At 32.0% G+C, this 23,141-nt stretch carries 21 protein-coding genes; 11 read left to right on the top strand and 10 right to left on the bottom strand.

All coding sequences use genetic code 11. The annotated features are described in order from the left end of the window. Positions 1–38: 38 nt before the first annotated feature. The 4 genes from G4L40_RS08485 (at position 39) to miaE (ending at position 3,572) form a co-directional block, all read left to right on the top strand. Entirely contained in the window at positions 39–1,235 is a 1,197-nt protein-coding gene (locus tag G4L40_RS08485; protein WP_166236771.1) for a tetratricopeptide repeat protein, read from the top strand. A 7-nt stretch (positions 1,236–1,242) separates the two neighbouring features. Then, positions 1,243–1,806: a TPM domain-containing protein gene (locus G4L40_RS08490; RefSeq protein ID WP_166236772.1), complete on the top strand. Its 564-nt coding sequence runs from the start codon at positions 1,243–1,245 to the stop codon at positions 1,804–1,806. 33 nt (positions 1,807–1,839) lie between these two features. After that, complete coding sequence (locus G4L40_RS08495; RefSeq protein WP_166236773.1) at positions 1,840–2,889, top strand: o-succinylbenzoate synthase; 1,050 nt, start codon at positions 1,840–1,842, stop codon at positions 2,887–2,889. A 101-nt stretch (positions 2,890–2,990) separates the two neighbouring features. Continuing rightward, complete coding sequence (miaE, locus tag G4L40_RS08500) at positions 2,991–3,572, top strand: tRNA-(ms[2]io[6]A)-hydroxylase (RefSeq protein ID WP_166236774.1); 582 nt, start codon at positions 2,991–2,993, stop codon at positions 3,570–3,572. A gap of 38 nt (positions 3,573–3,610) precedes the next feature. Here the strand turns inward: miaE and G4L40_RS08505 are convergent, their stop codons facing one another. Then, positions 3,611–3,985, bottom strand: a complete 375-nt coding sequence (locus G4L40_RS08505) for a PUR family DNA/RNA-binding protein (protein ID WP_166236775.1) — start codon at positions 3,983–3,985, stop codon at positions 3,611–3,613. 69 nt (positions 3,986–4,054) lie between these two features. Then, complete coding sequence (locus G4L40_RS08510; protein WP_166236776.1) at positions 4,055–5,821, bottom strand: ABC transporter ATP-binding protein; 1,767 nt, start codon at positions 5,819–5,821, stop codon at positions 4,055–4,057. Positions 5,822–6,014: 193 nt separating this feature from the next. On the opposite strand from G4L40_RS08510, the gene G4L40_RS08515 reads away from it, so the two are divergent. From G4L40_RS08515 to yajC, 4 genes are all read left to right on the top strand, one after another. Next, positions 6,015–7,118 (top strand): Glu/Leu/Phe/Val dehydrogenase, encoded by a 1,104-nt coding sequence (locus tag G4L40_RS08515; RefSeq protein ID WP_166236777.1) that lies wholly within the window; start codon positions 6,015–6,017, stop codon positions 7,116–7,118. An 83-nt stretch (positions 7,119–7,201) separates the two neighbouring features. Then, on the top strand, positions 7,202–8,143 hold the full coding sequence (gene nusB, locus G4L40_RS08520; RefSeq protein WP_394367766.1) for a transcription antitermination factor NusB: 942 nt from the start codon (positions 7,202–7,204) through the stop codon (positions 8,141–8,143). 12 nt (positions 8,144–8,155) lie between these two features. Further along, positions 8,156–8,632, top strand: coding sequence for a DUF1573 domain-containing protein (locus tag G4L40_RS08525; protein WP_166236778.1), 477 nt, complete (start codon positions 8,156–8,158; stop codon positions 8,630–8,632). A gap of 8 nt (positions 8,633–8,640) precedes the next feature. After that, positions 8,641–8,910 carry a preprotein translocase subunit YajC gene (gene yajC, locus G4L40_RS08530; protein WP_166236779.1) on the top strand — a complete coding sequence of 90 codons (270 nt, stop codon included), beginning with the start codon at positions 8,641–8,643 and terminating at the stop codon, positions 8,908–8,910. A gap of 52 nt (positions 8,911–8,962) precedes the next feature. Here the strand turns inward: yajC and G4L40_RS08535 are convergent, their stop codons facing one another. From G4L40_RS08535 to pepT, 3 genes are all read right to left on the bottom strand, one after another. Further along, entirely contained in the window at positions 8,963–9,541 is a 579-nt protein-coding gene (locus G4L40_RS08535) for a YdeI/OmpD-associated family protein (RefSeq protein WP_166236780.1), read from the bottom strand. Positions 9,542–9,606: 65 nt separating this feature from the next. Beyond that, on the bottom strand, positions 9,607–11,844 hold the full coding sequence (locus G4L40_RS08540; protein WP_166236781.1) for a M20/M25/M40 family metallo-hydrolase: 2,238 nt from the start codon (positions 11,842–11,844) through the stop codon (positions 9,607–9,609). Positions 11,845–11,948: 104 nt separating this feature from the next. Beyond that, entirely contained in the window at positions 11,949–13,193 is a 1,245-nt protein-coding gene (gene pepT / locus G4L40_RS08545; RefSeq protein WP_166236782.1) for a peptidase T, read from the bottom strand. Between the two features lie 96 nt (positions 13,194–13,289). On the opposite strand from pepT, the gene G4L40_RS08550 reads away from it, so the two are divergent. Continuing rightward, positions 13,290–14,777, top strand: coding sequence for an aminotransferase class V-fold PLP-dependent enzyme (locus G4L40_RS08550; RefSeq protein WP_166236783.1), 1,488 nt, complete (start codon positions 13,290–13,292; stop codon positions 14,775–14,777). Here G4L40_RS08550 and G4L40_RS08555 read toward each other — a convergent pair. Next, positions 14,774–15,646 (bottom strand): lysophospholipid acyltransferase family protein, encoded by an 873-nt coding sequence (locus tag G4L40_RS08555; protein WP_166236784.1) that lies wholly within the window; start codon positions 15,644–15,646, stop codon positions 14,774–14,776. The genes G4L40_RS08550 and G4L40_RS08555 overlap by 4 nt on opposite strands. An 80-nt stretch (positions 15,647–15,726) precedes the next feature. Here G4L40_RS08555 and G4L40_RS08560 point away from each other — a divergent pair, with 80 nt between their 5' ends. After that, the gene (locus G4L40_RS08560) at positions 15,727–16,353 is read left to right on the top strand and encodes a rhomboid family intramembrane serine protease (RefSeq protein ID WP_166236785.1); all 627 of its coding nucleotides are present in this window, start codon (positions 15,727–15,729) and stop codon (positions 16,351–16,353) included. A gap of 46 nt (positions 16,354–16,399) precedes the next feature. Further along, positions 16,400–17,092 (top strand): SIMPL domain-containing protein, encoded by a 693-nt coding sequence (locus G4L40_RS08565; RefSeq protein ID WP_166236786.1) that lies wholly within the window; start codon positions 16,400–16,402, stop codon positions 17,090–17,092. An 80-nt stretch (positions 17,093–17,172) separates the two neighbouring features. On the opposite strand, the gene G4L40_RS08570 is transcribed toward G4L40_RS08565, so the two are convergent. The 4 genes from G4L40_RS08570 to G4L40_RS08585 form a co-directional block, all read right to left on the bottom strand. After that, the gene (locus G4L40_RS08570) at positions 17,173–18,963 is read right to left on the bottom strand and encodes an acyl-CoA dehydrogenase family protein (RefSeq protein ID WP_166236787.1); all 1,791 of its coding nucleotides are present in this window, start codon (positions 18,961–18,963) and stop codon (positions 17,173–17,175) included. Between the two features lie 137 nt (positions 18,964–19,100). Continuing rightward, on the bottom strand, positions 19,101–20,285 hold the full coding sequence (locus G4L40_RS08575; RefSeq protein ID WP_166236788.1) for an acetyl-CoA C-acyltransferase: 1,185 nt from the start codon (positions 20,283–20,285) through the stop codon (positions 19,101–19,103). Positions 20,286–20,288: 3 nt separating this feature from the next. Then, a complete protein-coding gene (locus tag G4L40_RS08580) occupies positions 20,289–22,679 on the bottom strand; it encodes a 3-hydroxyacyl-CoA dehydrogenase/enoyl-CoA hydratase family protein (RefSeq protein WP_166236789.1) in 2,391 nt (796 codons plus the stop codon). 20 nt (positions 22,680–22,699) lie between these two features. Then, a complete protein-coding gene (locus tag G4L40_RS08585) occupies positions 22,700–23,140 on the bottom strand; it encodes a MarR family winged helix-turn-helix transcriptional regulator (RefSeq protein ID WP_166236790.1) in 441 nt (146 codons plus the stop codon). Position 23,141 lies beyond the last annotated feature (1 nt).

Here is a 23,141-nt window from a genome sequence, read left to right on the forward strand (position 1 = left end):
TTTGGCATCCAAATTGTATTTATCTATTAAAAATTAAAATGAACAAAATTTTATACACTGTATCAGCCTTATTATTTTCAGCAACTTTTTATGCTCAAACCGATGGTTTTTGGGATAAAGAAAGAGCAACTACAAAAGAAATAAGTCTTTCTGCAGGAAAGCGAGCATTAATAAAAACAGAAGATTTACCAGTAGGAACAACAGAATTTGTGTACCGAATCACGCTTTTAGATGAAGGTCAAAAGTTAACATCAAGTTTGGTCTCAGTTTTAAAAGCAATTCCAGATCCAACAGGAATTAGTCAAGGAACTGCGGGTGCTATTCAATTAACATCAGCTATTTCAGGTGATGACAAATGTACTTATGCTTTATTTCAAGAAGCAAACGCTGCCAATGTTTTTTTTAAAGATGGAAAAACAGACAAAGCTTGTTTTGAGCAAAAAGAAAAAGTAAATAAAGAAGCAAAATTAATTTCATCTTCATCACTATGTTTGACTAATTTACCCAATTTGTGGTTCGGATTCGAAAGCCAAAATTGGCTAATGAATCAAAAAATTGTTTTAGAAGTGGTGCCGTGGGTTGATTATAAAGCTAGTAGGGGTTGGGATAAAACAACAAAAAATGAGATTCTGACAATTGCTAAAAAACTTCCAGTTGTATCGAAATTGACTAAAAAAGACCAGTTTTATGCAGTTTTTATCGAAAACATGGCAAAAAAGTTCACATATCGAGATTTTTTGCAATTATTGACTGTAGAGAAAAATAATGCAATTGATAAGCTAACCGAGGAAAGTTTGAAAAGCACTGGCGAACTAAAAGCTTATTATGATATTATTCGTGAAAAATCATTTGCTGCTTTTCAAAAAGGGAATTATGAAGAAGCGATTACTATTATTTCTACAGAAATGATGGCAAAAAATAGAGCAACTTACATTGATTATGAAATTTTAGGCGATTATTACTTAATTTCTAAACAATTTACTAAAGCAGAAGAAACTTACAATAAAGGTTTAAAGTTGAATCCTTCCGAGATTCATTTTCAGTTGAATTTAGCGCATGTTTATCTGTTTACGGATAGAATTTCTGATGCAAAAGACATTCATAAAAAATATGCTCATGAAAGCTTATCTAACGGTAAAACCTGGATAGCGCAAACAAAATCGGATTTCACAACTTTTGAAAAACACGAATTACCAACAGACGACTTCAAGAAAATATTGAGAGTTATTGAATAATTTACCAATGTCAAGTATTAGATTGTATTTTCAGCTTTTAATTTTTCTTTTAGCTTTTTCAATGAAAGCTCAAACGACTGATACATTGAAGTTAGAAAGTAAAAAATCGGTTTCTCTGGAGTCATATCGACAAGTGTTTTGGGATGATTTGCCTAAGCCATATAATTGGACAAATGATTATGAAAACTTATTTTCTGATATAGAAGAGAAAGAATTAAATCAAATTATTTCAAATTTTGAAAAAGAAACAACAGTTGAAATAGCAATTGTAACTATTGACACATTTAAAGTTTCTAAAGAAAAATTCGAAGATTTATCATTACATATTGCCAGAACTTGGGGTGTTGGTAAAAAAGATAAATCAAATGGAGTTTTAATTGCTATTTCTGATGGATATAGACAAATTAGAATTCAAAATGGAGACGGAATTACTTTATTAATTTCTGATGAAGAAACAACGAATATTATTAAAAATCAAGTCATTCCATATTTTAAAAAAGAAGAATATTTTGAAGGTACTCAAGCTTGTTTATTAGAAATAATTAAGTTGTTGAAAGTTCGATTAAAATAAACTTCTTATAACTCATAAACTTTTAGCCTTATTTTGAAAGCAACTTACAAAAAATACATTCTCAATTTCAAAAGACCGAGTGGTACTTCTAGAGGTGTGATGACTGAGAAAGAAACTTGGTTTTTAATCTTGGAAGAAAACGGAAAAATTGGAATAGGTGAGTGTGGTATTTTAAGAACACTTTCTATAGACGATAGACCCGATTATGAAGAAAAATTGCAATGGGTTTGTCGTAATATTCATATAGGTGAAAAACAACTTTTAGAAGCATTAATAGAATTCCCATCGATTCAGTTTGGGGTTGAAACTGCTTTCCGTTCTTTGGGTTCAAAAACACCTTTTGATTTGTTTCCTTCTGCTTTTACGCAAGGTGAAAAAAACATGCAGATTAATGGTCTGGTTTGGATGGGAAATGAGTTGTTTATGAAAGCTCAAATTGAGGAAAAATTAGTACAAGGGTTTACCTGTATAAAATTAAAAATTGGCGCCATAGATTTTGAAAAAGAATTGGATTTATTACGATTTATTCGCCAAAATTTTGATGCAAAAACGATCGAAATTCGTGTTGATGCTAACGGTGCTTTTGATTTAAGTGAAGCTTTATATAAATTGAATCAATTATCTGGATTTGAATTACATAGTATAGAGCAGCCTATTCAAAAAAACAATACTGACAAGATGGCAGAACTGTGTAAAACCACTCCTTTTCCTATTGCGTTGGATGAAGAACTGATTGGTGTATTTGGACGTGATAAGAAAGAAGAATTATTGGTTAAAATTCAGCCACAATATATCATTTTAAAGCCAAGTTTGGTGGGTGGATTTAATGGTGTTTTGGAGTGGATTTCTGTGGCAGAAAAGTACAATATTGGATGGTGGATTACGTCGGCTTTAGAAAGTAATATTGGCTTAAATTCGATCACTCAATTTACTTATATTTTGCAAAATCCGTTGCCTCAAGGATTAGGAACTGGAGGTTTATATACCAATAATTTTGATTGCCCTTTAGAAATTAAAAATGGAAAAATTCAATACAATCAAGAAAAAAAATGGGACATTTCTAATTTAGGATTAGAACTATAATCTTCTTAATTTTGTATCCATAATTTTGTTATTAGTATAAGATTTATAGTCGGTCAAAAGCAAACTTTTTTCTTTCAACTTTTAACTTTTAACCAAAAAAAATGTTTCGTTTAAAATTACCAACAGACCCAAGATGGGCAAATATTGCTGAAGGAAATTTAGAAGAAATTCTAACTGACCATGCTTGGTGTGAATTAAAAGCTTCTTCAAATGCTATTATGCTAATTAATTTGTTACCAGAATTTACAGAAATAACCACTGAGCTGACTAAAATAGCAAAAGAGGAAATGGATCATTTTGAACAAGTTCACGAAATTATTAAAGCAAGAGGATGGGTTTTAGGGCGCGAACGCAAGGATAGTTATGTAAATGATTTGTTTAAGTTTATGAAACCCGGAAATCGTAAGCATTTGATTGTAGAACGAATGCTATTTGCAGCTATGATTGAAGCAAGAAGCTGTGAACGTTTCAAAGTGCTTTCAGATAATATTAAAGATGAGGAATTAGCTGTTTTTTACAAAGAATTAATGATTAGTGAAGCAGGTCATTATACGTCTTTCTTGCAATTTGCACATGATTTAGCTGAAGAAGGTTACGATGTTAAAAAACGTTGGGAAGAATGGTTAGACTTTGAAGCAAAAATCATTCAAAGTTATGGTAAAACAGAAACAATCCATGGATAGTATAATAAAAAAAGCCCTGAATTTCAGGGCTTTTTTTATTAAATATCGTCAAAATCAATATTTGTAAAACTTTCGGCTGATTTTACTTCTTCAGTATTTTCAGCATAATTTTCTCTTTTAAAATCTTTCTGATGTCTTTCAGAAATTACCTCTTCACCTTTTTGGTCTAAAACAAAATCTACCATTTCGTCTAAAATTTCTCTGAAAGCGGCAAAATCTTCTTTGTATAAATAAATTTTGTGTTTCTTAAAATGAAAAGAACCGTCTTCTTCTGTAAATTTTTTACTTTCTGTAATTGTAATGTAGTAATCGTCTGCTTTTGTTGCTCTTACATCAAAGAAATATGTTCTTCTTCCTGCTCGCAATACTTTAGAAAAAATATCTTCTTTTTCTAACATTTCATTTTCTCTCATAATCCTACTGTCAAATTAATTAGTTATAGCGAATCAAAAATCTAAAAAAAAAATGTATAAAACAATAGTTTAGTTAATTTCTTTTTCTGAAAGTTGTTTTATATACAATTCTTTGTAATAACCATTATGTTCTATGAGTTGATTATGAGTGCCTTGCTCAATTATTTTGCCGTCTTCAAGAATTAAAATCATGTCGGCATTTTTTGCTGAAGAAACTCTGTGACTTACAATAATTGTTGTTTTGTCTTTACAATAGTCTAAAAGATTGTTTAAAATAATCTCCTCAGTTTCAGTATCTACAGCACTTAAACAATCATCTAAAAGTAAAATAGGGGCATTTTTAATTAATGCTCTAGCAATCGAAACGCGCTGTTTTTGTCCGCCAGAAAGTGTTATACCTCTTTCGCCTAAAATAGTTTCATATTGTTCATTAAAAGTAATAATATTATCATGAACAACAGCTTTTTTAGCAGCTTCAATTACTTCGGTATCTGTGGCGTTTTCATTGCCAAATTTGATGTTGTTTTTTATACTATCTGAAAATAAAAAAGCATCTTGGGGCACCACGCTAATTTGATTTCTCAAGTCATACAAGTTTACATGCTTTATCGGTTGATTGTCAATGGTAATCGAGCCGTCATTTACATCATATAAACGACTGATTAAGGATAGAATTGTTGATTTTCCTGAACCTGTTTTCCCTAGTATTGCTAATGTTTTACCTTTTTCGATGGTAAACGAAATGTTTTCTAAAGCTTTGATGTTTGTGTCTTCATAAATAAAAGATACATTATTAAAAGCTATTGTTCCTTCAATTTTAGAATGTGTAGTAGTGGTATTTTTAATTTCTGGTTCTTCTTTTAGAAATTCATTGATTCGCTTTTGCGATGCTTCGGCTTCTTGAACTAAAGAAGATACCCAGCCTAATGAAGCTACTGGCCAAGTTAGCATGTTGATGTATAAAATAAACTGAGCAATTACGCCAATACTCTCTATTTCTGGATCGTTGTTAATGTACATAGAACCACCAACATAAACAACTACTAAATTACTCAAGCCAATAAGTAAAATCATTAATGGACCAAATAATGAGTTTACTTTAGCTAAATCCATTGCTTTAGCCTTACTTTCTTTTGTTAGTTCAAAAAAATCATCTTGCTTTTTATTTTCAATAGCATATGCTTTTATTACTCGAATACCTGAAAAAATTTCTTGTGTAAATGAAAATAAATTTGATAAATTTTGCTGAAAAGCACCACTTCTCTTATGAATTTCTGAACTAATTTTAAAAATACTATACGATAATAAAGGTAGTGGAAGTAAAGAATATAAGGTAAGCTTCGGCGAAATATTGTACATATACACCACTACAATTGTAAATCGCATAACCGTGTTTAAAGAATACATAACGGCAGGTCCTACATACATTCTTACTTTGCCTACATCTTCACTAATTCGATTCATTAAATCGCCTGTTCGATTGCGTTTGTAAAAACTTTGAGTCAAATTTTGATAATGATTAAAAATTTCATTCTTCAAATCAAACTCAACATAACGTGACATCACTATGAGTGTTTGACGCATTAGAAAAGTAAAAAAACCAGCTATAATTGTGGTTGCCAGTATGTAAAGAATGTTTTTTAATAACGAATATTTTAATAAACCAACATCTTTATGCGTTGATTTTACAAAATCTTCAATCACTTTTATGGAGTTTCCAATAAGCTCTGGAGTAAATAAAGAAAATATTTGTGCGATAATAGTTATAAATAAGCCCAACAAGAAGCGATATTTATATTTGATAAAATATTTGTTTAAATATTGTAATTCTTTCATAGTATTTTTAGATGTCATAACATTTTCTTATCAAATCCATTAAAAAGCTAATGTATTGATAATGAAGTATTATTCTTTTTTATAACATTTCATTGCTAAATTATTAAAAAATACATAATTTTTTAATTCATTTTAAAATTATCCGTAATATTGTAATCAAATATTGAATAATTTTCAACCCAAATCAAATCACATGACAGCAGATTTATTAAAAGCTAATGAGCTTCATAAAGTAGACCCAGTTTTTGGTCAAGTTTCTTTTGATGGTCATGAACAAGTTGTATTTTGTCACGACAAAGATACAGGATTAAAAGCAATTATTGGAATTCATAACACAGTTTTAGGACCTGCATTAGGAGGAACAAGAATGTGGAATTATACAAATGAGTGGGAAGCATTGAATGATGTTTTACGTTTATCGCGCGGAATGTCTTTTAAAAACTCGATTTCTGGATTAAATTTAGGTGGAGGTAAAGCAGTTATCATTGGTGATGCTAAAACTCAAAAAACACCTGAATTGATGACTAAATTCGGACAGTTTGTAGACTCATTATCAGGAAAATATATTACTGCAGAAGATGTTGGTATGGAAACTAAAGATATGGATATTGTTAGTGAAGTAACCAAACATGTTGCTGGAATTTCTGTTGAAAAAGGAGGTTCTGGAAATCCATCGCCTGTGACTGCTTATGGTGTGTTTATGGGTATGAAAGCTGCTGCAAAATATAAATATGGTTCAGATAATTTAGAAGGTAAAAAAGTATTAGTACAAGGAATTGGTCACGTGGGTGAAGTATTAGTACAACATTTAACAGAAAGTGGAGCAATCGTAACGGTTACTGATATTAACGAAGATAGAGTACATCAAATAGGTGCTAAATATGGAGCTAAAATATTTACTGGTGCAGATTTATACAGCGCTGATGTGGATATTTATGCGCCTTGCGCTTTAGGAGCTACCATTAATGATAATACAATCGACAAAATTAAAGCTTCAATTATTGCAGGTGCTGCAAATAATCAGTTAGCTAATGAAGCGGTTCATGGAAAAATTTTGAAAGAAAAAGGTATTTTATACGCACCAGATTTCTTAATTAATGCAGGTGGAGTTATCAATGTGTATTCAGAAATTGTAAATTGGTCAAGAGAGCAAGTGATGCAAAAAACTGAAAATATCTATAACACAGCATTAGAGATTTTCAAATTTGCTGATGATAATAATATTACAACACATCAAGCCGCTTTTTCAATGGCACAAAAGCGTATTGATGATACAAAAAATGGGTTAAACAAGTAATTCGTTTTAAATAAAATTGTATTTTTGCAGAGCGAAAGGAGTTATTCTTTCGCTCTCTTAATTTTATAAAGTTCTTAATTAGTATGTTAAACAGAAGACATATCCGAGTAAAAGTAATGCAAAGTATTTATGCTATGCATCAACACCAATCTGATAATTTAGATAAAGAAGAAAAATTCTTGTATCAAAGTATCGAAAACACCCAAGACTTGTATCTTTTATTGCTTTCAGCACTTATTGAAATCAAAAAGAAAGAAGAAATTTACATGGAATTAGCTTCAAAAAAACATTTAGCTACTAAAGAAGAACGCAATCCAAGTTTAAAATTTGTTCAAAATAAAGTTTTAGTATTGTTAGCCGAGTCTGAAGCATTAGAAGAAGCTTTAGAGGATCGAAAAATTAACAATTGGAAACAAAATGACGACATTATTTTGATGCTAATTGAATCGATTAAAGCTAGTGAGTTGTATCAAAAATATATGCAAAAACCAGAAGGTAGCTTTGATGATGATAAATATTTTATAGCTGATTTATATACAGAAGTAATTGCTCCAAGTGATAAATTATATGACTATTTGGAAGATTATAAGTTAACTTGGGTAGATGATTTGCCAGGAATTAACACTTTGATTCTAAAACAAATTAAACAATTAAAGTCAGTTGACGATGCTTTAGTTGTTCCTAAAGTGTATAAAGATGAAGATGATAAAGATTTTGTAAAAAACTTATTTAGAAAAACAGTTTTAAACGAAGTTGAATTATCAAAAGAATATATTGATAAAACGCCTAATTGGGACGTGGAACGTATTGCTGAAATCGATACAATTATCTTGAAAATGGCTATTTGTGAATTGTTAAAATTTCCATCAATTCCTGCAAAAGTTACAATTAACGAATATTTAGAGATTGCAAAAGAATATTCTACACCAAAAAGTAGTATTTTTATCAACGGAATTTTAGACAACTTAGTCAAAGAATTTACACAAGACGGAAAATTAAAAAAATCAGGTAGAGGTTTATTATAAAATTTAAAAATTATGATGAAAAAATCAATTGGGTTTTTAGCCCTTTCAGTGGTTTTAATGACTACTTCATGCAAACAAGAGAGTGCAGCTGATAAAATTACTGACGCTGATATGAAAGCACTTGAAGCTGAAAAAGCATTAGGTGGAAAATTACCAAAAGTAAAACTAGATAAACTGGTTCATGACTTTGGAACTATTAATGAAGGGGACAAAGTAGAAACAGAATTCATAGTAACAAATGACGGTGAAGCAGATTTAGTTATTGCCGAAGCAAAAGGAAGTTGCGGATGTACTGTGCCACAACCACCAAAAGATCCTATTAAACCAGGAGATTCTGCGCCAATAAAAGTTTCGTTTAACTCTCAAGGTAAGCCTGGAGCACAAGAAAAAACGGTTACATTAACGACCAATACTGAAAATGGTCATGAAACATTTCAAATTAAAGCAAACGTAACACCAAAAGCGGGAATTGCCGCAACAAATAAATAGTAATTATTATGATGAATCAGAATACTTTGATGTTACTTGCAATGATTGCAGTAATGTATTTTTTTATGATTATGCCAGCTCAAAGAAGAGCAAAAAAAGAAAAAGCTTTTGAAAACGGATTAAAAGTAGGAGATAAAATTATCACTAAATCAGGAATTCATGGTAAAATTGCCGAAATGACTGATGATACAGTAGTAATTGAAACAATGGCTGGAAAAATTAAAATGGAAAAATCAGCTATTTCATCTGAATTAAGTGCAAAATTAGCTGCTAAATAAGCTAAATAAAATCATAAAAAAGCCGAATTTCGATAGAAGTTCGGCTTTTTGTTTATCTGTATTTGTCGTTTAATCCTTTTCCTTCAAAAATCATAGGAAGAATTTTTTCTAGACGCGCAAGTTGTGTTTTTTCTTGCTTGGCAGATGTAATGTGCTCAATAAATTCTCTTTGCTTATAAGGAGAAAAGGCATTAAATTTTGTTTTTAATTCTAAATTATTGTCTAATTCTTTTTGAAGAATTTCAGGAATAATTGTTTCTTTTTTTTCTTTTGGAATCATCAATCCTTTTTCTTCAATCTCAATTGCTTCATAGATATAGGATAAAATTAATTTTTCATCAATATCATTTATCGATTTGAATCGCATTTGACGTAATGATTTCGTGTTTTCTTCATTGGCATTAATCAGCAGCTTTTTTTCGTCGGTTAAAAAAACACCATTGTAAAACCAAATGCCAAAATATGACTTAAATCCACCAACACCAACTACATTTTTATTTTTGTGAGTATAAACAGGACCTCCCCATTTAGTAGTTTCTATTAGCGATGTTTTTTTAATGATGTTATGCAAAAGCTCAATTTCTTCAGCCCATTGATTGGTTTTATTCCATTTGTTTTCTTTTTCTAACATAGACTCAATTTAAGTAATTCAAAAATAATAAATAAAAAAAGAGGAATTGAATCCTCTTTCTTATTTTAAAATTTTACTTTGACAGTAATCGGTTTTCCGTTTCTTAAAATTGTAACATCTTTTTCATCACCAGCAGTTAATTTTGCTAAACAATCCATATAACCATATACTTCTTTGATTTCGCAATCGCCAATTTTTATTAAAATATCACCTTCTAAAATCCCCGCGGCATGAGCAGGACGATTTTCAGTTACACCATCAATATGCAATCCATCTCCATGATCAGTATAATCTGGCATAATGCCTAAGGTTACTTTGTATTTTGGAGCTGTTTTTCCTGCATTCATTGCAGTTTTTGTGAATTCAATTTTGTCTAAAGTTGCAATTTCATTCGATACTCTAAATACATAATCAACAATATTTCTCACACCATAATAATTGATTTTATCTTCATCATCGCTAGGTTTGTGATAATCATCATGTGTACCTGTAAAGAAATACAACACCGGAATATCTTTTAGATAAAAAGAGGTATGATCTGATGGCCCTTGACCAGTATTGTCTAAAGTAACATTGAATCCTGCGGGTTTGTTTTTGGTTACAATATTTGAAAAATCAGGTGCTGTTCCAATGCCGCCAACAACTAGACTTTTGTCTTTATCTAAGCGACCAATCATATCCATATTTATCATAGTAACTACATTAGGATATAATGTTTTTAATGTTTCAGCCATGTGTTTTGAACCAATTAAACCATCTTCTTCGCCAGAAAATAAAGCAAAAATATAGTTTACATTTTCTTTGGTTTTATTTTGAGAAAACATACGTGCTAATTCTAATACACCTGCTACACCAGAAGCATTATCATCAGCGCCATTGTGAATTTCTCCAGTAGCATTTGGTTTGGTTGAATGATTGTGTTCGTTTAATCCTAAATGGTCATAATGCGCTCCAATTACAATTGTTTTAGATGCTTTATTATCAAGATATGCAATAACATTTGTTCCGCTATTAGATTTGTCATCAGCAGCGTTTGTGCTGTGCGGATTAACTTTTACTTTGTAATTAAATGTTTGTAAATAGGATTTATTTGCATAGGGTTTTAATCCCAAGGCTTTGAATTCTTTTACAATGTATTCTGCAGCTTTTTTCTCTCCTACAGAACCAGTTAAACGACCTTGTAATTCGTCTGAAGATAAATAAGAAATATGCTTTTTTAATGATTTTGGTTGCGCAATTTCAGCAGCATCACCTTCGACCCAATCAGCAATAAACACATTGGTTTCTCTTGGTTTACTTTGCATTCTATTGCTAGAGAAAACTAATTTTTTCCCATCAGGTGAAAACATTGGGAAAGCATTAAATTCACTATTCCAAGTAATTTGTTGTAAATTTTCTCCATCAATGTCAATCATAAATAATTGAAAATCATAACCTCTTGTTGAGTGATGGTTTGAAGAAAAAATAATTTTCTTATCTGATGGATGAAAGTAAGGAGCCCAGTTGGCTTTACCTAAATGTGTAATTTGTTTCAAGTCAGAACCATCAATATTACAGGTGTGAATTTCCATTTCAGATGGAGCAACTAAGTTTTGGGCTAACAAATCTTTATATTCTTTGATTGCTTCGGCTGTTTTTGGTCGTGAAGAACGAAATACTAATTTTTTACTATCGTGTGAAAAGAAACAACCACCATCATATCCCAATCCAAAAGTAATTTGTTTTAAATTACTTCCATCGATATCCATGGTGTATAATTCTAAATCACCACTTCTAATACTTGTGAAAGCAATTTTTTTACCATCAGGCGAAACAACAGCTTCTGCATCATAACCTGGAGTATTTGTTAATTGTTTAGTAATATTCCCTTTTAAATCGGCAATATAAATATCAAATTCTGGATAAATTGCCCATAAATATTTTCCGTCAATTGGTTTTGGAGGAGCAGGACACGCATGGTCTGCTGCGTGAGTGGAAGCATATAAAATATGTTGTCCGTCTGGCATATAATATGAACAAGTAGTTCTTCCTTTTCCTGTCGAAACTAATTGAAGACTTTTTTCATTAAATTCTTGTGCTTGTAAATCCAACATGAAAATTTGGTCACATGAAACACCAAATGCTTTGTTAGTTACTTGAAGTGTTAATTTATCTCCTTTTGGACTAAAATAAGCTTCCGCATTATCTCCGCCAAAAGTTAATTGTTTGATGTTTTTTAAATGTTTTTCTTGTCCAAAACTTGTTATTGATGCAAAAATCAATAAAATCAATAAACCATTTTGTTTGAAATTTGATTGGAACATATAATTTTATTTGTAATTAATATAAATAGAGTGCGAATATACAAAAAAAACAAGCATTCAAAATGCTTGTTTTTGCAATAATTGTCTCAAAAAGAGTTGTTTTATTATTTCTTTGTACTAGCAGTAATTTCGGCAATTTTTACAATTACTTCAGTTGCTTTTACCATGCTTTCAACAGGTACATATTCGTATTTTCCATGAAAATTATGTCCACCTGCAAAAATATTTGGACATGGTAAGCCTTTGTAAGATAATTGACAACCATCGGTTCCACCACGAATAGGCTTAATTAATGGTTTGATGCCTAGTTCTTTCATTGCTTTTTCAGCAATTTCTACAATATGAAAAACAGGCTTTACTTTTTCTTTCATATTATAATATTGGTCTTTTACTTCGGCAATTACAATTTCATCACCAAATTGTTTTTTCCATTTTTTATTGAATTTCACAGCTAAATCTTGAACAAATTCTTTTCTGTCTTTGAATTTTTTAGCACTGTGATCGCGTATAATTAACTCAACAACAGTTTCTTCAATGCTTCCAGTAATTCCTACTACATGATAAAATCCTTCATATCCTTTGGTCTTTTCTGGAATTTCATTCTTTGGCAACTTAGCAATATACTGATTGGCTAATAGCATCGAGTTAATCATTTTTCCTTTAGCATAGCCTGGATGTACACTTTTTCCTTTGAATGTGATTTTAGCACCAGCCGCATTAAAATTTTCGTATTCTAGTTCACCAATTTGACTTCCGTCCATCGTGTACGCCCATTCGCAGCCAAATTGTTCTACATCAAATTTATGTGCACCACGACCAATTTCTTCATCTGGCGTAAATCCTACACGAATTTTTCCGTGTTTAATTTCTGGATGCTGAATTAAATATTCCATTGCCGACATAATTTCGGTGATTCCAGCTTTATCATCAGCGCCTAAAAGCGTTGTTCCGTCTGTTGTAATTAAAGTTTGACCTTTATATTGTAATAAATCTTTGAAATAACTTGGAGATAGTACAATATTTTGTTTTTTATTTAAAACAATATCACCACCATCATAATTTTTTACAATTTGAGGTTTTACATTAGCGCCTGTAAAATCAGGTGTTGTGTCATAATGGGCCACAAAACCAATTGTAGGCACTTTATGTTTTACATTACTTTCAAGAGTAGCCATTACGTATCCATTTTTATCTATGGTTACCTCGGTCATTCCCATTGCTTTTAACTCTTTAACTAAAAGATTAGCAAGGTCTAGTTGTTTTTTTGTACTTGGTGTAGTTTCTGAATTTGGGTCAGATTCTGTATCAATAGTTACGTAGCTTATAAAGCGATCGATTATATGTTGCATGAATTTTTAAAATTTATACAAATGTACAAATTCAAATGATATTGTAATGATGCGTTTTTATAAAAAAATGTATCTTTGGAATCAAATTAGAATGCAATGATTACTACAGCAACTACAACGGAATTAGAACGTTATTTTAGTACTTTTAGAAAAGATATTATTGGTATCAATCAATCGTTTATTTCTCCATTCGGGGAACAAAAAATTATATACACAGATTGGACCGCTAGCGGTAGATTGTATCGTCCTATAGAGGAAAAATTAATGAATGATTTCGGACCTTTTGTTGCAAATACTCATACTGAAACCACAGTATCTGGAACTGCTATGACAATGGCATATCATGAAGCTCGTCATATCATTAAACACCATGTCAATGCAAATACAGATGATATTCTCATTACAGACGGCACAGGAATGACTGGTGTAGTGAATAAATTTCAGCGCATTTTGGGACTTCGTATTGCTGAAAATTTAAAAGAATTTACTTCAATTCCTGAAGCATTAAAACCGATAGTTTTCATTTCTCACATGGAACATCATTCTAATCAAACGTCTTGGTTAGAAACTATTGCTGATGTAGAAGTAATTCCTGCTAATGATGAAGGATTATTTTGCATAAATGAATTTAAACAATTATTAGAAAAATATAAACACAGAAGTTTTAAAATCGCATCCATTACTTCTTGTTCTAATGTAACCGGAATAAAAACACCTTATCATGAAATTGCTAAAATAATGCACCAAAATAATGGTGTTTGTTTTGTTGATTTTGCATGTTCAGGGCCTTATGTAACAATTGATATGCATCCTGAAGATGCTGAAAGCTATTTGGACGCAATTTTCTTTTCGCCACATAAATTTTTAGGTGGTCCTGGCACTTCGGGAGTGTTGATTTTTAATAAAAACTTATACAAAAATAATGTACCCGATTGCCCAGGTGGTGGAACAGTAAGTTGGACAAACCCATGGGGGGAGCATAAATATATTGACAATATAGAAGATAGAGAAGATGGCGGTACTCCAGGTTTTTTACAAGTGATTAAAACAGCTTTAGCAATTCAGTTGAAAGAAAAAATGGGCGTTCAAAATATTCTAGACAGAGAACATGAACTTGTAGATTATATTTTTTCAGAATTAAATTCAATTGATAATTTACACATTTTAGCCAATCAACACCAAGATAGGTTAGGTGTAATTTCTTTTTACATTGATGATTTGCATTATAATTTAGGAGTAAAATTATTGAATGATAAATTCGGTATTCAAACGCGTGGTGGATGCAGTTGCGCAGGAACTTATGGACATTATTTATTGCATGTTGATCAAGAAACTTCACATAATTTAGTGTGCCAAATTAGTTCAGGAGATTTAATTCAAAAACCAGGGTGGATTAGAATGTCTATTCATCCAACAACTACAACCGAAGAAATTCAATATGTATGCGAAAGCATCAAAGCCTTAGCCTCTAATCATAAAGAATGGAAGTTAGATTATAATTATAATGCTAAAACAAATGAATTTACACATAAAAATGCGCTAAATTCTGAAAAGCAAATGGTTGAAAATTGGTTTAAAGTTTAGTTTTTCATGTATTTCCAACGCTTGTGCGTCCATAAATAAAATTCCGGTGCTTCATGAATTTGTTCTTCAACAAGTTGTAAAAATCTATCCGTAATATCATAATTTGGAACTGATTTAGCATCATTGGAAAGCAATTCAAAACTAGCTTCATAGTATCCTCTTTTAATTTTTTTAGTTCTTAAAAAGATAACATTCATGTCAAAACGTTTTGCCAGCATTTCTGCGCCAGTATGAACGGGTACAATGTGTCCCATAAATGGTGCCCAATGATAGGCCGCGTTCTTTTTAGGAGATTGGTCGCTGGCAAATCCATATAAGCATAAAAGGCCTTGTTTATGATTTTCAGCAATTGTTGGAATAGTCTCTTTTGTAGTAATTAATGCGGCTTTAAATTTTGAACGAATTTTTCGAACCAATTTATCAAAATAAGGGTTTGCTATTTTTTTGTAAATTCCAAATCCTTTGTATGTAATGTGATAATTCATTGAAATTACCCATTCATAGCTTGCATAGTGCGCACAAAGTAAAGCAATACTCTTATTCTGTTTTTCTAATTCATGATATACTTCCAAGTTTGTGAAAGTAAAACGCTTTTCAACTTCTTTTTGAGAAATAGTAAGTGTTTTGATCATTTCTAAAAACATATCGCATAGGTGACTATAAAACTTTTTTTCGATACTAAGTCTTTCTTTCTCTGATAAATGCGGTAATGCTAAAGCAATATTTGCACGAACAACTTTTTTTCTATATCCTATTAAATTGTAGGTCAAAAAATAAACAAAATCAGAAAATAAATAGAAAATAGGAAATGGTAGTATAGAAATTAACCAAAGTATCGGATATAATAATAAATAGATAAGTAACTGCATTCGTATATTTTTTTACAAATATACTTTTTTAGTTCTAAGTTAATTAGCCAAACTATTCTTAAATTTACAAAAAAAAGATAATGAATTTTATATTGATTGCACTTATTGTTGCAAACCTACTCATTAGTTATAAAGGATTTAATGACTCATCCTTTTTTAGAAAGCACGAATTTCACATTGGAAGTATTAAAGCAGGTGAGCAATTTAGATTATTTACTTCAGGTTTTTTGCATGTTGATTTTCAACATTTGTTTTTTAATATGTTTACATTATACTTGTTTGCGCCTTATGTCTTTGGGAACCTTGGTAATTTGTATTTTCTGTATATCTATTTTGGTAGTTTAATTGCTGGAAGTTTACTTACCTTATATTTTCATAAAAACGATTATTATTATAGAGCCGTTGGAGCTTCTGGAGCCGTTACAGGAATTATTTACAGTGCGATATTATTAGAACCAAATATTTATATGTATGGATTTATACCAGGTTATATTTTTGGATTTGGTTATCTGTTATTATCAATTTATGGTATGAAATCAAAAAGCGATAATATTGGACATGTAGCTCATTTTGGTGGAGCAATTGGTGGTTTTGGAATTACATTAGCACGTGAACCTTATTTGATTACTAACGAACCCGTAACGGTTTTGGCGTTGTTAGTTCCAATTGTTGTTTTATTTTTTATGGAAAAAACTAACAAATTATAAGTTTTGGCACAAAACTTGAAAATGACTAATCATAAAAGAATAGATTATGAAAAAATTAATTTTAGTACTAACATTATTGGGAACTATGGTACACGCGCAAGAGGTAAAACAAATACCTCAAATTAGTATTTCTGGAGAAGGAAAAATAAAAGTAACTCCAGATGAAGCTTTAATTACAGTTTCTGTTGAAAATACAGGAAAAGAAGCTGTAGAAGTGAAAAAGAAAAATGATGAAACTGTTGATAAAGTATTGAAATTAATCAAGCAAAAGGGAATTCCAACTGCTGATTATCAAACACAACGTGTGAATTTGTATAAGAACTACGATTATAATACAAAAAAATACAATTATGTAGCGAATCAAACTATTACGATTCATTTGAAAGATTTGTCAAAATATGATAAATTAATGATGGATTTAGTTGATAGTGGCATTAATAACATTCAAGGAGTAGAATTCAAATCGTCAAAAATTAAAGAATTTGAAAAAGAAGCACGAAAAAAAGCCATGCTAGATGCAAAACAAAAAGCTGAAGATTATGTTTCGGTTTTATCTGGTCAAAAAGTGGGTAAAGCATTATTAATTTCGGATAATTCATATACACATTATCCACAACCTGTTTTTGCAATGGCAAAATCTTCTGACGCAGCTTACGAGCAAATACCAGAGAGAGAAACTTTAGCAATTGGTGAAATTGAAATTGTAGCAAATGTTTCAGTTACTTTTGTATTAGAGTAAACAAATATTTATTTCATTAAAAAAGCCACTACAAATTGTAGTGGCTTTTTTTAACAAACTAAACCAATTATATCACTGTATTAAAAAGCGTATTTATTTTCGCTAATAATTTTTGCAGCAATTTTTTCACGAAGACCAATTACATTTGGCATGTTCGTATATTTTGTAAAACGTTTTAATCCCATTAACATCATGCGTTGTTCATCACCTTCAGAGAAAGAAACGATTCCTTCTTTTCCTTTTTGAGTCACGATATCTACTGCATGATATAAGTATAATTTTGCCATAGCAATTTGCTCTTGAACTTTGTCTTCGCCTTCTTTTTTAGCTAATTTCTCCGTTCTAAGAATTGTACTTTCAGCCATGTAAATTTCGATTAAAATATCAGAAGCAGCCATTAATAATTGTTGGTGTGATTCTAACTCTGGTCCGTATTTTTGAACCGCGGCACCCGCAACCATTAAGAATACTTTTTTCAATTTGGCAATCATTTCCTTTTCTTCAGCAAATAATTCTGAATAATCAGGAACATCGAATGATGGAATTCCCATTAATTCTTCAGCCACAGCCATTGCTGGTCCTAATAAATCAACGTGACCTTTCATTGCTTTTTTCACTAACATACCAACTGATAACATTCTGTTGATTTCATTAGTTCCTTCGTAAATTCTAGCGATACGAGCATCTCTCCAAGCACTTTCCATTGGCGCATCTTCAGAGAATCCCATACCACCAAAAATTTGAATTCCTTCGTCTGTACAAGCTTGAACATCTTCAGAAACGGCTACTTTTAAGATGGAACATTCGATTGCGAATTCTTCAACACCTTTTAATTCTGCTTCTTGGTGTGAATTTCCTTCACTTACTCTAATGTTAATTCTGTTCTCAATATCTGCAGCTGCTCTGTAAGTTGCACTTTCACCAGCATAAGCATTTGTTGCCATTTCAGCAATTTTAGCTTGAATTGCTCCAAAACTTGAAATAGGCGTTTTAAACTGAACTCTTTCGTTAGCATAATGTACCGCTCCAGTAACTGTTCTACGTTGTGCTTCTAAACAAGCAGCAGCTAATTTAATACGTCCAACATTCAAAGCATTCATTGCAATTTTAAAACCTTCGCCACGACCTGCCAACATATTTTCTACAGGTACTTTAGTTTCGTTAAAGAAAACCTGACGAGTAGAAGAGGAGCGAATTCCTAATTTATGCTCTTCGTCACCCATTGAAATTCCGTTTGAAGGATCATTTTCAACGATGAAACCTGTAATGTTTTTATCGTCTTCGATACGAGCGAAAACAATCATTAAATTACAAAAACCAGCGTTAGAAATCCACATTTTTCCACCAGTGATTTTATAATGCGTTCCATCTTCAGAAAGAACGGCTTTTGTTTTTCCTGAATTTGCATCAGATCCTGCACCTGGTTCTGTTAAACAGTATGCTCCAAACCATTCGCCAGAAGCTAATTTTGGTACATATTTTTGTTTTTGCTCTTCAGTTCCGTATAACGTAATTGGCATCGTTCCAATTCCAGTGTGCGCTCCAAAAGCAGTTGAAAACGAACCCGTTGCTCCTGAAATATAATCACAAACTAAAACGGTGTTTACAAATCCCATTTCCATTCCGCCATAAGCCGCAGGAACAGCAACACTTAAATAACCTAATTCACCAGCTTTACGCATGATGTCTTCGGTTAAAGCGTAATCTTTCTTTTCGAAACGTTCTTTGTTTGGCCAAATTTCTTTGTCTACGAATTCGATTACCGAATCACGCATCATAACTTGTTCTTCATTGAAGTCTTCTGGTGTGAAGATGTCTTCGCATTTTGTTTCTTTTACAAGGAATTGTCCTCCTCTGATGATATCTGACATAACTTTTATTTTTTTAGAGAAAAGAAAATCTTAATTTCTATTCATTATTGGTTAATTATTTTTTTTGGAACACAGATTGAAGAAATAAATAAAATTTTAAAAATTTCTCTAATTTTTCTAATCTGTGTTCCTTTTTCTTACTTCAAAAATTCAAAAACTCCAGCGGCTCCTTGACCTGTTCCAACACACATTGAAACGATTCCGTATTTGCTGTTTCTCTGGCGCATTTCGTCAAACAATTGAACCGATAGTTTAGCACCAGTACAACCTAGTGGGTGACCTAAAGCGATAGCGCCACCATTAACGTTTACGATTTCAGGATTTAAACCTAATTCTCTCACAACTGCTAAAGATTGTGCTGCAAAAGCTTCGTTTAATTCAATTAAATCGATTTGGTCTTGTTTTAATCCTGCTTGTTTCAATGCTTTTGGAATGGCTGTAACTGGACCAATTCCCATGATTCTTGGTTCTACACCTGAAGCAGCGTAGCTTACCATTCTTGCAATTGGTTCTAAGTTTAATTCTTTTACCATTTCTTCGCTCATGATTAAAACGAAAGCTGCACCATCACTCATTTGAGAAGAGTTGCCAGCAGTAACCGAACCATCAGCAGCGAATACAGGACGTAATCCAGCTAAAGCTTCTACTGAAGTTCCAGCTCTTGGACCTTCATCTTTATTTACTACGTATGACTTTGTTTCTTTTTTACCATTTTCGTTGATAAACGTTTGTTCTACTGTGATAGGAGCAATTTGTTTATCGAATTTACCTTCTGCCTGAGCTTTTAAAGCTTTTAAATGAGATTGATAAGCAAATTCATCTTGGTCAGCACGAGAAACGTTGAATTGTTTTGCAACAGCTTCAGCCGTTAATCCCATTCCCCAATAATAATCTTCGTGACCTGCAGCGGCAACTTTGTAATCAGGTGTTGGTTTGTAACCTCCCATAGGAATGTAACTCATACTTTCGGCACCACCAGCAATAATACAATCTGCCATTCCTGATTGAATTTTAGCCGTTGCCATTGCGATAGTTTCAACTCCAGAAGCACAATATCTGTTTACTGTAACTCCAGGAACATCTGTAATTTTTAATCCCATTAACGAAATTAAACGACCAACGTTTAAACCTTGTTCTGCTTCTGGCATGGCGTTTCCTACCATCACGTCATCAATACGTGTTTTGTCGAAATCAGGCAACTCTTTCATCATGTGTTCGATGGTTTCTGCTGCTAATTCGTCAGGTCTTTTGAATCGGAATAAGCCTTTTGGAGCTTTTCCAACTGCTGTTCTATATCCTTTTACTATATATGCTGTTCTCATTTCTTAGTTTCTTAATGGTTTCCCTTTGGTTAACATGTACTGAATTCTTTCTAAAGATTTTCTTTCTCCAGTTAATGATAAAAATGCTTCTCTTTCTAAATCCAATAAATATTGTTCAGAAACTAAAGTTGCTTCTGATAAATCGCCACCAGCCATTACATAAGCTAATTTGTTGGCGATTTTCTTATCGTGTTCAGAAATGTATTTACCCGCTTCCATTTGGTCCGTTCCAACTAAGAACATACCTAAAGCTTGTTTACCTAATACTTTGATGTCTTTTCTTCTTACAGGTTGTGTATAGCCTTGTTCTGCCATTTGTAAAGCTACTTGTTTAGCTGTAGCGATTTGGCGGTCTTTGTTTACTACTACAATATCTCTTCCTTTTTGTAAAACTCCAGTATCAAAACCTTCGTAAGCTGAAGTTGCTACTTTTGCCATACCTACTGTTAAGAAATATTCTTGTAAAACGTTTAATTCAACATCGTTTTTACGGAATAAATCAGAAGCTCTTAAAGCCATTTCTTTAGAACCACCACCACCAGGAATTACTCCAACACCAAATTCTACTAATCCGATGTAAGTTTCTGCAGCGGCAACAGCTCTATCAGCGTGCATGGTTAATTCGCAACCACCACCTAATGTCATTCCGTGAGGAGCAACGATAACTGGAATTGCAGAATAACGACAACGCATCATCGTGTCTTGGAACATTTTGATGGCCATGTTTAATTCGTCATATTCTTGCTCTACAGCCATCATGAAAATCATTCCTAAATTAGCTCCAACAGAGAAATTTGCTCCTTGATTACCAATTACTAAACCATTGTAGTCTTTTTCAGCAATATCAATGGCTTTGTTGATTCCTTGTAAAACACCAGCGCCAATAGAATTCATTTTAGAGGTAAATTCTAAATTGATGATACCATCACCTAAATCGGTAATTATAGAATCGCTGTTGTTCCATATTTTTTTGCTTTCGCGAATGTTATTTAAGATGATGAAAGCATCCTGACCAGGAATTTTCTCTACTTTTTTATTAGTGATAGAGTAGAAGTGTGTTGCTCCATCTTTAACTGAATAGAAAGAAGTACTTCCAGAAGCTAACATATCAGTTACCCAAGTAGCAGGTTGATAGCCTTCCGCTTTCATTAATTCAATTCCTTTTTCAACACCGATAGCATCCCAAATTTCGAATGGACCGTTTTCCCAACCAAATCCAGCTTTCATAGCATCGTCGATTTTATAGAAAGCGTCGGTGATTTCAGGAATTCTGTTAGAGCAATATTGGAACATCGAAGCGAAATTTTTTCTGTAAAATTCTCCTGCTTTGTCTTTTCCAGTAACTAAAACTTTGAATCTGTCGATTGGTTTTTCAATCGTTTTGGTTAATTCTAAAGTTGCGAATGAAGCTTTTTTATTCGCTCTATATTCTAATGTATCTAAGTCTAAAGTTAGAATGTCTTTTCCTTCTTTTTTGTAGAAACCTTGTCCTGTTTTGCTTCCCAACCATTTGTTTTCCATCATTTTGTTAACAAATTCAGGAAGTTTGAACAATTCATGAGCCTCGTCGTTTGGACAATTTTCATAAATTCCGTTAGCAACATGAACTAAAGTATCTAAACCTACAACATCAACCGTTCTAAAAGTAGCTGATTTTGGACGACCAATTACTGGTCCTGTTAATTTATCTACTTCTTCAACGGTTAATCCCATTTCCTTTACTTGATGGAACAAACTTTGGATTCCGAAAATTCCAATTCTATTTCCAATAAAAGCTGGAGAATCTTTAGCAATCACCGAAGTTTTTCCTAAGAATTTTTCACCATAACCATTCAAGAAATCCAATACTTCTTGTGATGTTTTTGGTCCAGGAATAATTTCAAATAATTTTAAGTAACGCGCAGGATTAAAGAAGTGCGTACCACAGAAATGTTGTTGGAAATCTTCGCTTCTTCCTTCGCTCATAAATTGAATAGGAATACCAGAAGTATTTGAAGTCACTAAAGTTCCTAGTTTTCTATATTTATCAACTTGTTCAAAAACAATTTTTTTAATGTCTAAGCGCTCTACAACAACTTCGATAATCCAATCTGCAGTTGCAATTTTAGACATATCATCTGTTGTATTTCCTGTAGTTATTCGATTAGCAAAACTGGGATGATAAATAGGAGAGGGTTTCGATTTTAAAGCATTAGCTAAATGGTCATTCACCAATCTATTTCTAACAACTTTACTTTCTAAAGTCAATCCTTTTTTCTGTTCAGCTTCGGTTAATTCGTTTGGAGCAATGTCTAATAATAAGACTTCTACACCAATATTAGCAAAATGACAAGCGATGCCGCTTCCCATAATACCCGAACCTATAACAGCTACTTTTTTAATATTACGTTTCATGTTGTTGATAGGGTTTGTTTTTATTTGTCGTTAAATATTTTTTTATCCGTAATTAACTCATTAATAATTTCGGCTACTTCCATAAAATTTTGCAATTTCTCTTCGGTTAAATTAGCTCTAACTGTATCATTGAATCGTAGTACGGTATTTTTTGAAAGTTCTCTTTTTTCTTTACCCAGCTCGGTTAAATATATTAGAACGCCTCTACCATCAGCGGGATTTTTTTTACGAATGATTAACCCCTTTTCTTCCATTGATTTTAAGGTACGGGTCAAACTAGTGGCTTCCATTCCCATTCGCGGACCTAGTGTGGTTGATGGTGTTCCATTTTCTCTATCAATGCTTAAAAGCGCAAAACCTGTTGCCATGGTAGCACCATATTTTGTCGCTTCTTCATTATACATTCTAGCAACTGCTTGCCAAGTATATCTTAATATATAGTCAATTGTTTTGTCTTGCATA

The organism is Flavobacterium celericrescens, from assembly GCF_011392075.1.
Classification (GTDB): domain Bacteria; phylum Bacteroidota; class Bacteroidia; order Flavobacteriales; family Flavobacteriaceae; genus Flavobacterium; species Flavobacterium celericrescens.